The sequence below is a fragment of the Streptomyces sp. NPDC012510 genome, from assembly GCF_042955065.1.
Classification (GTDB): Bacteria; Actinomycetota; Actinomycetes; order Streptomycetales; family Streptomycetaceae; genus Streptomyces.
In genome coordinates, this window is record NZ_JBIBEN010000023.1 from 111,583 (window position 1) to 125,411 (window position 13,829).

The following is a 13,829-nucleotide window of genomic DNA, read 5'->3' on the forward strand; positions in this document are numbered from 1 at the left end:
GCCCACAAGGGAACTTTTGCGGCGCCCACAAGGGAACTTTTGCGGGGCGCGGGGCCGTGACGCCTGCGGCTCCGCCGCGCGGGCGCGACCAGCCCCCACGAACCCGCACTGATCCCCCGCCCGAGCGAGCGCAGCGCTCACGCGGTCAACGGAAACTCATGCCCCAGGGCAAGAAAGACCGCGGTGTTGAGCGCGAACGCCCGCTTGCACTCACTCACGATCCGCTGCTTCTCCAGGTCATCGGCCCGCACCCGGTCCAGTAGTCCCCGGTAACCCCGCTTGAACGCGGCCGGGTTGGCGATCTCCTCGAACACATAGAACCGAACCCCGTCGCCCTTCCTGGCGAAGCCCCACGTCTTCTCGGCGCGGTCCCGGATGATCTGTCCACCGGAGAGGTCACCGAGATACCGCGTGTAGTGGTGGGCCACATAACCGCCGGGCCACGTACGCGCGCACTCGGCCACCCGCGCCGCGTACTCCTCGGTCGCCGGCAGCGCCGTGAGCGTCGAGCGCCAGCCGGGGCCGCGCAGATGCTCCAGGTCCCGCTCCAGCGCGCCCAGCCGCATCAGCTCGGGCTGGATGAACGGCCCGGCGACCGGGTCGTCGGCCAGCGCGGTCGCCGCGCTCTCCAGCGCCTCGTACACGAACCAGAGCTGCTCGGTGTACCGCGTGTACGCCTCGACGCCGAGCTTTCCGCTCAGCATGTCGCCCATGAACGTCGTGCTCTCCGCCTCTGTGTGCTGCTCGTGCGAAGCCGTGCGGATCAGCGTGGAGAACGCCGTGTCCGATGCGACCGACGCGTTCATGAAGGCCTCCGGTGCCGATGCGGGAAGGGACGAGAACCTGCTGCCAGTCTTCTTGGTGAGGCTTACCTAAGTCAACAGGATCCCGACTCCCTGTCGGTAAAAACCGTACCCCGAATCCCCACCGGCCCCACCTGGAATCCGTGCAGGAAAAAACCCGCCGCACGGCGGAAGCCGGCGGCGGGCTGCAGCGAGGCTGCGGCGAGGCGGCGGATCTAGGGCAGCGTGAGGATCTCCGCGCCGGTCTCCGTCACCACCAGCGTGTGCTCGAACTGGGCGGTGCGCCTGCGGTCCTTGGTCACGACCGTCCAGCCGTCGTCCCACATGTCGTAGTCGTACGACCCGAGCGTGAGCATCGGCTCGATCGTGAACGTCATCCCGGTCCGGATCACGGTCGTGGCGTGCGGGGAGTCGTAGTGCGGGACGATCAGGCCGGAGTGGAACGACGAGTTGATCCCGTGCCCCGTGAAGTCGCGCACGACCCCGTACCCGAACCGCTTGGCGTACGACTCGATGACCCGCCCGATGATGTTGATCTGCCGCCCCGGCTTGACGGCCTTGATGGCGCGGGCGAGGGACTCGTGGGTGCGCTCGACGAGCAGCTTCGACTCCTCGTCGACGTCCCCCACGAGGTAGGTGGCGTTGTTGTCGCCGTGGACACCGCCGATGTACGCCGTCACGTCCAGGTTGACGATGTCGCCGTCGCGCAGCACGGTCGAGTCCGGGATGCCGTGGCAGATGACCTCGTTGACCGAGGTGCACAGCGACTTGGGGAAGCCCCGGTAGCCGAGCGTCGACGGGTAGGCGCCGTGGTCGCACATGTACTCGTGCGCGACCCGGTCCAGTTCGTCCGTGGTGACTCCGGGCGCGATGTGCTTCGCCGCCTCCGCCATCGCCCGCGCCGCGATCCGGCCGGCGATCCGCATCGCCTCGATCGTCTCGGGCGTCTGCACCTCCGGCCCGGTGTACGGAGTCGGGGCGGGCTTGCCCACGTACTCGGGTCGGCGGATGTTTCCGGGGACGGTACGGGTGGGGGAGAGCTTCCCCGGTGCGAGCAGCGACTGGCCAGACATGGCAGCGAGTTTAACCAGCGGTGGTGGGGGACCATGTGGGTGGCGGATCGGTCGCTATCGGTGGTGACTGGTGAAAGGAACTCACGTCATGCCCCTGTTCAAACGGCGCACTGTCGGCAAGCCCGGCGAATGGTTCTACTGCCTCGAACACAAGAAGGTCGAGGAGGGCCCCGACTGCCCCGGCAAGGACCGCATGGGCCCGTACGCCTCCCGCGAGGAAGCCACCCACGCGATGGAGACGGCCCGCGAACGCAACACGGAATGGGAGAACGACCCACGCTGGCACGACGCCCCCACCGGGCGCTCGGACGACGCCTGACTCCGTCCTCCCCAGTCCTCCCCGGTCCTTCCCGGTCCTTCCCAGCAGCGGGCCGGTGGGCGGGAGGGCTTCGGGAGCATCGGGATCACGGTGAAGCGGTCGATGGACGGAGGCCGGACAAGCGGACAACCGGGCAATCGGACAACCGGACACGAGATCCGTCGCAGGGCGTCGCCCGCGATCGACGACGCCCTGCCACGGGAACCCGGCCCCCGTCCTGCTCGACACCGGCCGCGTCCTGCTGGTCCCGGCGGGTCCTGATGCGCCACGGCGACTCCGGACAACGGCGGCGCGAGCCTCGCCGATCCCGTTCCCCATCCCGTTCCCGTTCCCGTGCCTGTGCGCGTCGACGAGGACGCGGTCGGACGGTCTTGCGAGGCGGCCGACCTGGGCGTGTCCGTGACCGCGCTCACCTGGCCGCCACGCCGGAGGGGGGCGCACGTAAAGTCGGCCCATGACCTCTACCGACAGTGCACAGCAGCCCACCCGACAGGCCGCCGAACAGGCCTCCGCCGCCCCCGCGAAGGCCCCGGCCAAGGATCCCTGGGACCTGCCGGACGTGTCGGGGCTCGTCGTCGGCGTGCTCGGTGGGACCGGACCGCAGGGCAAGGGTCTCGCCCACCGGCTCGCCAAGGCCGGCCAGAAGGTGATCATCGGCTCGCGGGCCGCCGACCGCGCGCGGGGCGTCGCCGAGGAACTCGGACACGGCGTCGAGGGCGCCGACAATGCCGAGACCGCCCGCCGCAGCGACATCGTGATCGTCGCGGTGCCGTGGGACGGGCACGCCAAGACCCTCGAAGCGCTGCGCGAGGAACTGGCCGGCAAACTCGTCGTCGACTGCGTCAACCCGCTCGGCTTCGACAAGAAGGGCGCCTACGCGCTGAAGCCGGAGGAGGGCAGCGCCGCCGAACAGGCCGCCGCCCTGCTGCCGGACTCACGGGTCACCGCCGCCTTCCACCACCTCTCGGCCGTCCTCCTCGAAGACCCCGAGATCGAGGAGATCGACACGGATGTGATGGTCCTCGGCGAGGCGCGCGCCGACGTCGAGATCGTGCAGGCGCTGGCGGGCCGTATCCCCGGCATGCGCGGCATCTTCGCCGGCCGGCTGCGCAACGCCCACCAGGTCGAGGCCCTCGTCGCCAACCTGATCTCCGTGAACCGCCGCTACAAGGCCCACGCGGGCATCCGCCTGACCGACGTATAGGGGTCGCCGGGGCATGGGGGACACTGGATGCCGTAGCACCCCGTCCGACCGCCCTCCCAGGAGCCGACCCCCATGCCCCGCCTCGCCGTCTACGCCCTCATCGTCTGTCTCCTCGCGGTCACCGCCGCCGTGGTCTCCTTCGCCCGGGGTAGCTGGCTGGGCGTGGTGTGGGTGCTGATGGCGGGCCTGTCGTCCAACATGACCTGGTACTACGCGCGGAAGGCCAAGCAGGAGCGCGGGGCCGTCACATCCCGGTGAGGCACACGTCACTGTCCTCGCGCCAGAAGCGGTAGAGCCAGTAGCCGCAGTCGGACAACTGGTCCTCGATCCCCAGGCCCCGCATGAACGCGTCGATCACGTCCCAGAACACCCCGTTCACCGCCGGGATCCACAGCACCGCGAAGACGAGCAGCAGACCGAAGGGCGCGAGCGGCTCCACCTGGCGGCGGATCTTGTACGACAGCCAGGGCTCGATCACGCCGTAGCCGTCCAGGCCGGGCACCGGCAGGAAGTTCAGGATCGCCGCCGTGACCTGGAGCATCGCGAGGAAGGCGAGGGCGAAGAGGAAGGCCAGGGGGACGCCGTCCGTGACGCCCAGCCAGAACGGCGCGGTGCAGACCGCCGCGAAGAGCACGTTCGTCAGGGGGCCGGCCGCCGAGATCAGGCTGTGCCTCCAGCGGCCCTGGATACGACCGCGCTCGATGAAGACCGCGCCACCGGGCAGACCGATACCGCCCATGATCACGAAGACGACGGGCAGCACGATGCTGAGCAGGGCGTGCGTGTACTTCAGCGGGTTGAGGGTCAGATAGCCCTTGGCGCCGATGGAGATGTCGCCGCTGTGCAGGGCGGTGCGCGCGTGGGCGTACTCGTGCAGACACAGCGAGACGATCCACGCCGAGGTCACGAAGAGGAAGACGGCCAGGCCGGGCTGTTCGGCGAACCCGGTCCATGTGGCCCATCCCGTGACCGCCATGACGGCCACGATCCCCACGAAGACGGGGCTGATCCTCCGGTCGCTCCGGCGGGACGCGGCGGTGGTCATGGGGCTCCTAGGGCTCTCGGCGGACGACCGACACCGTGCCGAACACCTGTTCGGGGCGCTTCGACGCGTGTCGATCACTCGGATGGACTGCCCGACGGTACCGGGCGTATACCGAAAACGTCTCGCGATCGCCTCCCGGTTCCTAGGAAGGTGGGGGACGAACGGTCGACGGTCGTGCGGAACGTCCGACTCGATGTACCGGACACACGAACCCGCCCCCGACGGAGACAATGGACCCCGTGCGCTATCGCATCCTCGGCACCACCCAGGCACTGCAGTCCGACGGCACCCCCGTCCCCGTCGGGGGCGCCCGGCTGCGCGCCCTGCTGACCGTGCTCGCGCTGCGGCCGGGGCGCCAGGTGCCCGTGGCCGCGCTGGTCGACGAGGTGTGGGCGGACGCGGCGCCCGCCGACGCGCCCGCCGCGCTCCAGGCCCTGGTCGGACGGTTACGGCGGGCGCTCGGCGCCGACGCCGTGGAGTCGGCGTACGGCGGCTACCGTCTCGCGGCCACCCCGGACGACATCGATCTGCACCGCTTCGAACGCCTCGCGGACGAAGGGGCCCGCGCGCTCGCCGACGGTGACCCGGCCAAGGCGGCCGCCGTCCTCGACGACGCGCTCGCGCTCTGGCAGGGGCCGCCGCTGGCCGACCTTCCCGACCGCACCGCCGAGGCCGCCCGCTGGGAGACCCGCCGCCTCGACGCCCAGCGCGGCCGCCTCGCCGCCATGCTCGCCCTCGGCCGCCCCGAGTCCGCCCTCCCCGACCTCACCGCGCTCTGCGACACCCACCCCCTCGACGAACCCCTCCACTTCCTCCGCCTCCGCGCGCTCCGCGCCACGGGCCGCTCCGCAGAGGCCCTCGCCGCGTACGACCAGATACGCACCCTCCTGGCAGACCGCCTGGGCACAGACCCCGGCCCCGAACTACGCAGCCTGCACATCGAGTTGCTGAACTCCGCCCCCCAACTCGTCCCCACACCCCGCCAGGTGCCCGGGGCGGTGACGTCGGCGGCTCCGCCGCGCGACGGCGACCAGCCGAGCAAGGGGCGCGAGGCCGTGACATCTGCGGCTCCGCCGCGCGGGCGCGACGGGGACGGTACGGGTGGGGGCGGCGCGGGCGAAAAGCCCAGGTCGCAGACACAGCCGCAGCCGCAACAGCAACAGCAGCCGCAGCCGCAGCCGCAACCCCAGCCTGGACCCACCCGCCCCCCAGGCAACCTCCGCGCCCGTCTCACCTCCTTCGTCGGCAGGGACACCGACATCGACACCATCCGGGGCGACCTCACCTCGACCCGCCTGGTCACCCTCCTGGGCCCCGGCGGTGCCGGGAAGACCCGGCTGTCGCAGGAGGCCGGCGAGGCGGTCGCCGAGGCGATGCCGGACGGCGTCTGGCTCGCCGAACTCGCCCCCGTCGAGGACCCCGGAGACGTCCCGGAGGCCGTGCTCACCGCACTCGGCGCCCGCGAGACCGTCCTGCGCGGCGCCGGCGCCGAGGAGATGCGCGTCGCCTCCGACCGCCGGACCGATCCGCTGGCCCGGCTCGCGGAACACTGCGCCAGACGCCACATGCTGCTGATCCTCGACAACTGCGAACACGTCGTCGACGCCGCCGCCCACCTCGTCGAACAACTCCTCCAGCGCTGCCCGGCGCTGACCGTGCTCGCCACCAGCCGCGAACCCCTCGGCGTACCCGGCGAGTTGGTGCGCCCGGTGGAACCACTGACGGAACCCCACGCACTGCGCCTGCTCGCCGACCGGGGAGCCGCCGCCCGCCCTGGCTTCACCGTCGCCGACGACCCGGAGGCCGCGGCCGAGATTTGCCGCCGCCTCGACGGCCTCCCGCTCGCGATCGAACTGGCGGCGGCCCGGCTACGGATGCTGACGCCCCGCCAGATAGCCGACCGCCTCGACGACCGCTTCCGGCTGCTCACCTCCGGCAGTCGTACCGTCCTGCCCCGGCAGCAGACGCTGCGCGCGGTGGTCGACTGGTCCTGGGACCTCCTCGACGAGGACGAACGGGACGTGCTGTGCCGGCTGTCGGTCTTCGCCGGCGGCTGCGACCTCGCCGCCGCCGAAGCCGTCTGCGGCCCCGCCGCGCTGGAGGCGCTCGGCTCGCTCGTCGACAAGTCCCTCGTCGTCGCGGCCCCCATGGCCAACGGCGAGATGCGCTACCGGCTCCTGGAGACCGTCGCCGAGTACGCCGGCGCCCGCCTCGCCGAGACCGGCACCCGCCCCGCCGCCGAGCGCGCCCACCGCACGTACTACCGCGAACTGGCCCGCACCACCGACCCGTTGCTCCGCGTCTCCAGCCAGCGCCTGGCGAACGAACTGCTGGAGCTGGAGTACGAGAACCTGCGCACCGCCCTGCGGCACGCGGTCGCCGAACGGGACGAGCAGGAGGCGCTGTGCCTGACACTGTCGCTGGCCTGGTACTGGCAGATACGAGATCTCAAGACCGAGGCCCGGCACTGGGCCACCCAGGTCATGGCGCTCGGCCCGAACCCGTTCACCCCACCGGCGCGCCCCGTCCCCGACGTACCCGAGAGCCTCACCGGCAGCCCGCCGCCGATGCGCCCGGAGGTGCGGGACGAGGCCCGACGCGCGGTCCACCTCATCCATCTCGCCTGCATGGACACGGACCTCTCCGCCTGGGAGACCCCCGAGGGCCAGGAGAAGCTCCAAGTCATCCGGGACACCTACCGCCCCGGCCAGCCGCAGACCTGCCGCTTCCCGGTCTCCACGTGGTTCTACGCCGTCCTGCTCTCCGGTGACATGGAGCGCCTGCGGGAACTGCTCGACGCCTGCATCGCCACCGCCCGCGACCTGGGCTGCACCTGGGAGCTGGCCCAGGCCCTGCACATGCGGGCCAACATCCTCGCCAACCGCAGCGACTGGTGCGGCGACGCCACCCGTGACGCCGACGAGGCGCTGGAGCTCTGCGAACGGATCGGAGACGCCTGGGGTGCCGCCGAGGCGCTCGCGGCGCGCGCCATGAGCCTGGAGCACAGGGGCCGGTTCGACCTTGCCGCGGCCGACTACCGGCGGGCCATCGCCTACGCCGAACGGGTCGGTACGAACGCCCACTCGGGCGTCCTCGGGGTCCGGCTCGGCAATGTGCTCCTGGAGTGCGGCCAGGCCGAAGTCGGCGAGAAGATGCTGCTCGACGTGCTGGCGCGGCACGACACCCCCAAGGAGGCGCTGCCGGCGGCCCGCCTCTACCTCGCCATCTGGTTCGGCCGCACCGGGCGCCTGGACGAGGCGTGGCACCACATCACGCGACTGCGCGAGGAGTTCCAGGCCGTCGACTTCGTACTCTTCGCCGGCTTCGTCCTCGGCCTGGAGGCCTGGCTGATGACGATGGCCGGGCGCCACGCCGAGGCGCGGGAACGCGTCCGGAAGGCGTTCGAGCGGGCCATGGACCCGCTGGCCCTGACGATCACCCCCCAACTGCCCGCGGCCCACCTCGTGACCGCCTCGGTCGCCGTCGCGGGCGTGGACGACGGAGCCCGCGCCCGCGACGCGGCCCGCCTCCTGGGTGCCTCCGACGCGCGGCTGCCGCCCGGCCACCACTCCAGCCCGCTGGAGGTCGAGGGCCGCGCCCACGCCGAGACCGAGATCCGGGCCAGGCTCGGCGACGAGGCGTACGAGGCCGCGTACGCCGAGGGCGTGGGCCTCACCCTGGAGGAAGCGGGCGCCCTGATCTGACGTGCGTCAGCTCTTCGTACGGAATTTGTGGATGGCGATCGGTGCCATGACCGCCGTGAGCACCAGGGACCAGCCGAGCGTGAGCAGCACGTCGTGGGCGACCGGCCCGCCCGTCATCAGGCCGCGCGCCGCGTCCGCGAGGGAGGACAGCGGGTTGTAGTCGGTGAAACCCTGCAGCCAGCCCGGCATGGACTGTGTCGGCGCGAAGATCGACGAGCCGAACTGCAGCGGGAACAGCACCAGGAAGCCCATCGCCTGCACGGACTGCGCGTTCTTCAGGGTCACGCCGAGCACCAGGAAAATCCACATCAGGGACGAGCCGAAGACGACGGACAGACCCACCGCGGCGAGCAGCCCCGGCCAGCTCACGATGTCGAAGCCGATGAGGACGGCGACGGTCAGCAGGATGGTCGTGGCGAGCAGCATCCGCAGCAGTTCGACGGAGATCTTCGCGAGCAGCACCGAGGACCGGCCGATCGGCAGCGACCGGAAGCGGTCCATGACGCCTTTCTGGAAGTCCTCGTTGAAGCCCGTGCCGACGCCCATGGCGACGTTCAGGCCCAGCATGGCCATCAGCCCCGGGATCACGTACTGCACATAGCGCTCCTGGCCGCCGCCCAGGGCCTGCCCGATGGAGCCGCCGAAGACGTACACGAACAGCAGCGCGAACACGATCGGCACGAGGACCGCGTCGAAGATCGACTGTGGGTCGTTGCGGATCCACAGCAGATTGCGGCGCAACAGCGCGCCGGTGTGCCGGGCGTGGGCGCGCGGCCCGATCCGGCCGTCGGAGTCGCCGGTGCGGGGCATGGTCACGGTGCTCATACGGCGGCCTTCTCGTAGGCGGGGGACGGGGCCGGGTCCTGCGGCGCACTGGCCTTGTGGCCGGTGAGCGACAGGAACACCTCGTCCAGGCTGGGCAGTTCGGTGCTGATCGAGGAGAGGGTGACGTCGCGCGCGGTGATCGCGCCGACGATCGCGGTGAGCTGCTCGTCGCTGAGGATCGGCACGAGCAGGGTGCCGGTCTCGGGGTCCACGGTGGTGGTGGCGAGCCCCGTGATACCGAGGCCGTCGAGGTCGTCGGCGAGCGGACGCAGATGGACCGGATCGGCCGTGCGGACGCGGAGCGTCCGCCCGCCGACCTGGGCCTTCAGCTCCTCGATCCGGCCGCCCGCGATGACCTTCCCGCGGTCGATCACGGTCAGCTGGGAGGCCAGCTGCTCGGCCTCCTCCATGTACTGGGTGGTCAGCAGCACGGTCACGCCGTCGCCGACCATCCGCTTCACCTCGGCCCACACCTCGTTGCGGGTGTGCGGGTCCAGGCCGGTCGTCGGCTCGTCCAGGTACAGCACGGCCGGGCTGCCGATCATGGACGCGGCGAGGTCGAGCCGCCGGCGCATACCGCCGGAGTACGTCGCCGCCGGGCGCCCGGCGGCCTCGGTCAGCGAGAACCGCTCCAGCAGACCGCCCGCCCGGCTCTTCGCCTCCTTGCGGGGCAGGTCGAGCAGCCGGCCGATCATGTACAGGTTCTCGAAGCCGGACAGCTTCTCGTCCACCGAGGCGTACTGGCCGGTCAGGCCGATCACCCGGCGCAGCTGGCGGGGCTGGCGTACGACGTCGTAGCCGGCCACGGTCGCGTGGCCCGAGTCGGGGGTGATCAGCGTGGACAGGCACCGTACGAGCGTGGTCTTGCCCGCGCCGTTCGGCCCGAGCACGCCCATCACCGTGCCCTCACGCACATCGAGGTCGACACCGTCCAGCGCCCTGGTCTCGCCGTAGTGCTTGACCAGCCCCCGCACGGTGACAGCGCCCTTCGCGCCGCTGGCTTCCTTGTCGATTCGTGTCATGCGGACGACGGTGTCAGGCTCCGCCGACAAACCACCGACAGCCCGCCGACAGGGCGCCGATACGCGTAGCGGGGCGCCAGTGCGCGGCAGAACTCGGGGGTGCGTGTTTCATCGGCGGGTGCGGGTGCGGGTGCGGGTGCGGGTGCGGGTGCGTGGGGCTTCTCGCGCAGTTCCCCGCGCCCCTGAAAGCACGGCCCTGCGGGCCGGTGAAAAAGCAGGGGCGCAGCCCCGCTTTTTCAGGGGCGCGGGGAACTGCGCGAACGGCCCCCACGCACCCGCACCCGCCGACGAAACACGCACCCCCCGAGTCCTCCCCGCGCCGGCCACGGCAAAGCCGCGGCCCGCCGACGGGGGAAGATCGGCGGGCCGCAGTGGTACCGCTATGGCTCAGTGAACTCTCCGGGCTAGTGGACGGAGTGCTCCTCCTGGGGGAACGTCCCGCCGACGACGTCCTCGGCGAACGCCTTCGCCGCGTCACCCATGACGGCCCGCAGATCGGCGTACTTCTTCACGAACTTCGGCACCCGCCCCCCGGTCAGCCCCAGCATGTCGGTCCACACCAGCACCTGCGCGTCGGTCTCCGGGCCCGCCCCGATGCCGACGGTCGGGATGTGGAGCACCCGGGTGACCTCCGCGGCCAGCTCCGCCGGAACCAGTTCCAGGACGACCGCGAAGGCCCCCGCGTCCTGGACGGCCTTGGCGTCGCGCAGCAACTGCTGGGCGGCCTCCTCGCCCCGGCCCTGCACGCGGTAGCCCATCGCGTTCACGGACTGCGGGGTGAGGCCGATGTGGGCCATGACGGGGATGCCGGACTCCACCAGCAGCCGGATCTGTTCGTACGACCGCTCGCCGCCCTCGAGCTTCACGGCGCCGACCCCGGCCTCCTTGATCAGCCGGGTGGCCGAGCGCAGCGCCTGCACCGGGCCCTCCTGGTAGGAGCCGAAGGGCAGGTCGCCGACGATCAGGGCGCGGCTGGTGCCCCGTACGACGGCGGCGGAGAGCATGGTCATCTCGTCGAGGGTGACGGGCACGGTCGACTCGTACCCCAGGTGGCAGTTGCCCGCCGAGTCGCCGACGAGCATGACCGGGATGCCGGCCTCGTCGAAGACGGACGCGGTCATCGCGTCGTACGCGGTGAGCATGGGCCACTTCTCACCGCGCTCCTTGGCGGCGGTGATGTCGCGGACGGTGATGCGCCGGGTGCTCTTGCCGCCGTACAGCGCCCTACCGTCGTCGCCGGCCGGCCGTACACCCTGCCCAGGCTGCTTCTGGGCAGCGGAAAGCTGCGTCATCGCAACGGCTCCTTCATGTCATCTCGAGGCGCCCTCACGGCGTCCCCGGACCGCATCCATGGTGGCACCTCGTGCCAGAGACGGCTAGGGCAGGTGCGTGTGACCGTTCCGGCGCGCGGTACTCCGACAAGGGAGCGCACGTAAGATCTGGGTAAAAGAATTTCGATACGAGACGGTCTCGTATCGAAATGGAGTTAGCCTCGACCGCATGACTACCGCAGTCCCTGACCCCCGGATTCCAGCGGCGGTGCACCGGCGCCGCTGGGGGATCCTCGGTGTGCTGATGCTGAGCCTGCTGATCGTGGTGCTCGACAACTCGATCCTCAACGTCGCCATCAAGACGATCTCCACCCCGCCTCCGACCGGTCTCGGCGCCACCCAGGGCGAGCTGGAGTGGGCGATCAACGCCTACACGCTCGTCTTCGCGGGACTGCTGTTCACCGCGGGGCTGCTCGGCGACCGCCTCGGCCGCAAGAAGGTGCTGCTCGGCGGGCTCGTCGTCTTCGGCCTCGGCTCGGCGCTGGCCGCCTTGGCGGGCTCTCCGGCCGAGCTGATCGCCTTCCGCGCGCTGATGGGCTTCGGCGCCGCCTTCGTGATGCCCGCCACCCTCGCCGTCCTGATGAACGTCTTCGAGCGCGAGGAGCAGCCGAAGGCCATCGGTATCTGGGCGGGCGGCGTCGGCCTCGCCATCGCCATCGGCCCGATCACCGGCGGCCTCCTCCTGGACCACTTCTGGTGGGGCTCGGTCTTCCTGGTCAACGTGCCGATCGTCGCCCTGGCGCTGGGCCTGATGATCTGGCTGGTCCCCGACTCGCGCGACCCGAATCCGGGCCGGATCGACCCCGTCGGCGTACTCCTCTCCGTCGTAGGCCTCGTGCTCCTCGTCTACGGCATCATCCGGGGCGGCCAGCTCGCCGACTTCGCCGATGTCACGGTCCTCGGGACGATCGGGGCCGGACTCGCGGTCCTCGTCGCGTTCGTGGTGTTCGAGAAGCGCAGCGACCACCCGTCGATCGACATCTCGTTCTTCCGCAACAAGGTCTTCTCGGCGTCCATCGGCGTCATAGGCCTGGTCTTCTTCGCGCTGATGGGCGTGACCTTCTTCTCCGTCTTCTACACCCAGACCGTGCGCGGCTACACCCCGCTCCAGACCGGCCTGCTGCTGCTGCCGTTGGCCGTCGCGCAACTCGTCTTCGCGCCCCGCGCCCGCCTCGTCGTGGAGCGCTTCGGCAACAGCGCGGTGTGTACGGCGGGCATGGCGCTGATCGCCGCGATGCTGGCCGCGTTCGCCGTGCTCGACGCGGACACGCCGATCTGGATCCTCGAAGTGATGTTCTTCCTCATGGGAGCGGGCATGGCCCACGTCATGACCCCGCTGAGCGTCGTCGTCATGCAGGCGCTGCCCCGGGAGAAGGCCGGCTCCGCGTCCGCGCTCAGCAACACCTTCCGACAGGTCGGCGGCGCCCTCGGGATCGCCGTCCTCGGCTCGGTGCTCTCCACGGCCTACCGCGGCGGCATCGAGGACGAACTGCCCGCCGGTGCCCCGCACGCCGCCGCCGAGTCCATCGAGGCCACCCTCGGTTTCGCCGCCCGTCTCGGCGACCGGGGTGACACCCTGGTCGGCCCGGCCCACGACGCGTTCCTGCACGCCATGCATGTGACCGCCCTGTGCGGAGCCGGTATCGCGGTGGCCGGTGCGGTGGCCATGGCGGTGTTCCTGCCGGGACGGACTCAGGGGGGCCGGAAGGGCGAGGAGGAAGCGGAGTTGGTGGCCGCGGACCACTGAGAGGAGAATCGCTCCTGCCCCAGGACACGCAGAGCGGCGCAGAGAGACGGAGTCAGACCTTGAGCCTCGCCGAGAGCCACGCCAACGACGGGCGGGTCCCGGACGGGAGCCCCGTACGGGGCCGGCCCCGGAGCGAGGTCGTCGAGCGGTCCATCACCGAGAGCGTGATGCGGCTCCTCGAAGAGGGCGTGCCGCTCGCGGAGTTGTCCATCGAACGGGTGGCCCGCACCGCAGGTGTCGGCAAGGCGACCATCTACCGCCGCTGGAGCGGCAAGGAGGAACTCTTCGTCGACGTGCTGCGGGCCGCCGAGCCCCCGGACCCGGTGCTGCCCGGCACCTCCATGCGCGACGACCTGGTCGTCTTCCTGGAGGGGGCGCGCCGACGCGGACTGCTCAACCGGCCGTCCGCGATCCTGCACAACGTCATCGCGCAGATGAAGAGCAGCCCCAGGATCTGGGACGCCTACCAGGCCGAGGTCGTCGCCCCGCGTCGCCGCACCCTGACCGAGGTGCTGCGCCGGGGGCAGGCCAACGGCGAACTCCGAGCCGACGTGGACATCGACCTCGCCGGCGATCTCGTCCTCGGCCCCATGCTCGTCCGCACCGTCCTGCACCCGGACGCCGAACTCCCCGAGGATCTCGCGACGAGCATCGTCGACACGATGCTCGAAGGGCTTCGTCCTCCTGCGAGGTGAGTCACAGTCGATGTGCGCGTTTCGTTACAGAGCGCCTGACCCGTCCGCCGGTTCGGAACTC

At 71.1% G+C, this 13,829-nt stretch carries 12 protein-coding genes; 6 read left to right on the forward strand and 6 right to left on the reverse strand.

Annotated elements, in window-relative coordinates; translation table 11 throughout:
* Positions 1-137: 137 nt before the first annotated feature.
* A complete protein-coding gene (locus tag ACFY9I_RS33685; RefSeq protein WP_391008502.1) occupies positions 138-806 on the reverse strand; it encodes a biliverdin-producing heme oxygenase in 669 nt (222 codons plus the stop codon).
* 212 nt (positions 807-1,018) lie between these two features.
* Positions 1,019-1,876 (reverse strand): type I methionyl aminopeptidase, encoded by an 858-nt coding sequence (gene map / locus ACFY9I_RS33690; RefSeq protein WP_391008504.1) that lies wholly within the window; start codon positions 1,874-1,876, stop codon positions 1,019-1,021.
* A gap of 88 nt (positions 1,877-1,964) precedes the next feature.
* Between map and ACFY9I_RS33695 the strand changes: the two genes are divergently transcribed.
* The 3 genes from ACFY9I_RS33695 (at position 1,965) to ACFY9I_RS33705 (ending at position 3,657) form a co-directional block, all read left to right on the forward strand.
* Positions 1,965-2,195, forward strand: coding sequence for a hypothetical protein (locus ACFY9I_RS33695; protein WP_391008506.1), 231 nt, complete (start codon positions 1,965-1,967; stop codon positions 2,193-2,195).
* Positions 2,196-2,649: 454 nt separating this feature from the next.
* Positions 2,650-3,399: an NADPH-dependent F420 reductase gene (gene npdG, locus ACFY9I_RS33700; RefSeq protein WP_391008508.1), complete on the forward strand. Its 750-nt coding sequence runs from the start codon at positions 2,650-2,652 to the stop codon at positions 3,397-3,399.
* Between the two features lie 72 nt (positions 3,400-3,471).
* Entirely contained in the window at positions 3,472-3,657 is a 186-nt protein-coding gene (locus tag ACFY9I_RS33705) for a hypothetical protein (RefSeq protein ID WP_391008510.1), read from the forward strand.
* Here the strand turns inward: ACFY9I_RS33705 and ACFY9I_RS33710 are convergent.
* Positions 3,644-4,444 (reverse strand): site-2 protease family protein, encoded by an 801-nt coding sequence (locus ACFY9I_RS33710; protein ID WP_391008512.1) that lies wholly within the window; start codon positions 4,442-4,444, stop codon positions 3,644-3,646. The two genes, ACFY9I_RS33705 and ACFY9I_RS33710, sit on opposite strands and share 14 nt — an antisense overlap.
* Positions 4,445-4,674: 230 nt before the next feature.
* Between ACFY9I_RS33710 and ACFY9I_RS33715 the strand changes: the two genes are divergently transcribed.
* Complete coding sequence (locus ACFY9I_RS33715) at positions 4,675-8,148, forward strand: BTAD domain-containing putative transcriptional regulator (protein WP_391008514.1); 3,474 nt, start codon at positions 4,675-4,677, stop codon at positions 8,146-8,148.
* A 6-nt stretch (positions 8,149-8,154) separates the two neighbouring features.
* Here the strand turns inward: ACFY9I_RS33715 and ACFY9I_RS33720 are convergent, their stop codons facing one another.
* From ACFY9I_RS33720 to panB, 3 genes are all read right to left on the reverse strand, one after another.
* A complete protein-coding gene (locus ACFY9I_RS33720; protein WP_391008516.1) occupies positions 8,155-8,973 on the reverse strand; it encodes an ABC transporter permease in 819 nt (272 codons plus the stop codon).
* On the reverse strand, positions 8,970-9,995 hold the full coding sequence (locus tag ACFY9I_RS33725; protein WP_391008518.1) for an ATP-binding cassette domain-containing protein: 1,026 nt from the start codon (positions 9,993-9,995) through the stop codon (positions 8,970-8,972). The genes ACFY9I_RS33720 and ACFY9I_RS33725 overlap by 4 nt, the downstream gene beginning before the upstream one ends.
* A 404-nt stretch (positions 9,996-10,399) precedes the next feature.
* Positions 10,400-11,287, reverse strand: a complete 888-nt coding sequence (panB, locus tag ACFY9I_RS33730) for a 3-methyl-2-oxobutanoate hydroxymethyltransferase (RefSeq protein ID WP_391008520.1) — start codon at positions 11,285-11,287, stop codon at positions 10,400-10,402.
* A 208-nt stretch (positions 11,288-11,495) separates the two neighbouring features.
* Here panB and ACFY9I_RS33735 point away from each other — a divergent pair, with 208 nt between their 5' ends.
* Together ACFY9I_RS33735 and ACFY9I_RS33740 are read left to right on the forward strand one after the other, a co-directional pair.
* Positions 11,496-13,073, forward strand: a complete 1,578-nt coding sequence (locus ACFY9I_RS33735) for a DHA2 family efflux MFS transporter permease subunit (protein ID WP_391008522.1) — start codon at positions 11,496-11,498, stop codon at positions 13,071-13,073.
* A gap of 59 nt (positions 13,074-13,132) precedes the next feature.
* Positions 13,133-13,768 (forward strand): TetR/AcrR family transcriptional regulator C-terminal ligand-binding domain-containing protein, encoded by a 636-nt coding sequence (locus tag ACFY9I_RS33740; protein ID WP_391008523.1) that lies wholly within the window; start codon positions 13,133-13,135, stop codon positions 13,766-13,768.
* Positions 13,769-13,829: the final 61 nt, after the last annotated feature.

Bases quoted from the DNA above. Each gene is read 5' to 3' on its own strand.
- ACFY9I_RS33725 (WP_391008518.1), bottom strand. From the start codon at position 9,995: ATGACACGAATCGACAAGGAAGCCAGCGGCGCGAAGGGCGCTGTCACC.
- ACFY9I_RS33685 (WP_391008502.1), bottom strand. From the start codon at position 806: ATGAACGCGTCGGTCGCATCGGACACGGCGTTCTCCACGCTGATCCGC.
- ACFY9I_RS33695 (WP_391008506.1), top strand. From the start codon at position 1,965: ATGCCCCTGTTCAAACGGCGCACTGTCGGCAAGCCCGGCGAATGGTTC.
- map (WP_391008504.1), bottom strand. From the start codon at position 1,876: ATGTCTGGCCAGTCGCTGCTCGCACCGGGGAAGCTCTCCCCCACCCGT.
- npdG (WP_391008508.1), top strand. From the start codon at position 2,650: ATGACCTCTACCGACAGTGCACAGCAGCCCACCCGACAGGCCGCCGAA.
- ACFY9I_RS33710 (WP_391008512.1), bottom strand. From the start codon at position 4,444: ATGACCACCGCCGCGTCCCGCCGGAGCGACCGGAGGATCAGCCCCGTC.
- ACFY9I_RS33715 (WP_391008514.1), top strand. From the start codon at position 4,675: ATGGACCCCGTGCGCTATCGCATCCTCGGCACCACCCAGGCACTGCAG.
- ACFY9I_RS33705 (WP_391008510.1), top strand. From the start codon at position 3,472: ATGCCCCGCCTCGCCGTCTACGCCCTCATCGTCTGTCTCCTCGCGGTC.
- ACFY9I_RS33735 (WP_391008522.1), top strand. From the start codon at position 11,496: ATGACTACCGCAGTCCCTGACCCCCGGATTCCAGCGGCGGTGCACCGG.
- panB (WP_391008520.1), bottom strand. From the start codon at position 11,287: ATGACGCAGCTTTCCGCTGCCCAGAAGCAGCCTGGGCAGGGTGTACGG.
- ACFY9I_RS33720 (WP_391008516.1), bottom strand. From the start codon at position 8,973: ATGAGCACCGTGACCATGCCCCGCACCGGCGACTCCGACGGCCGGATC.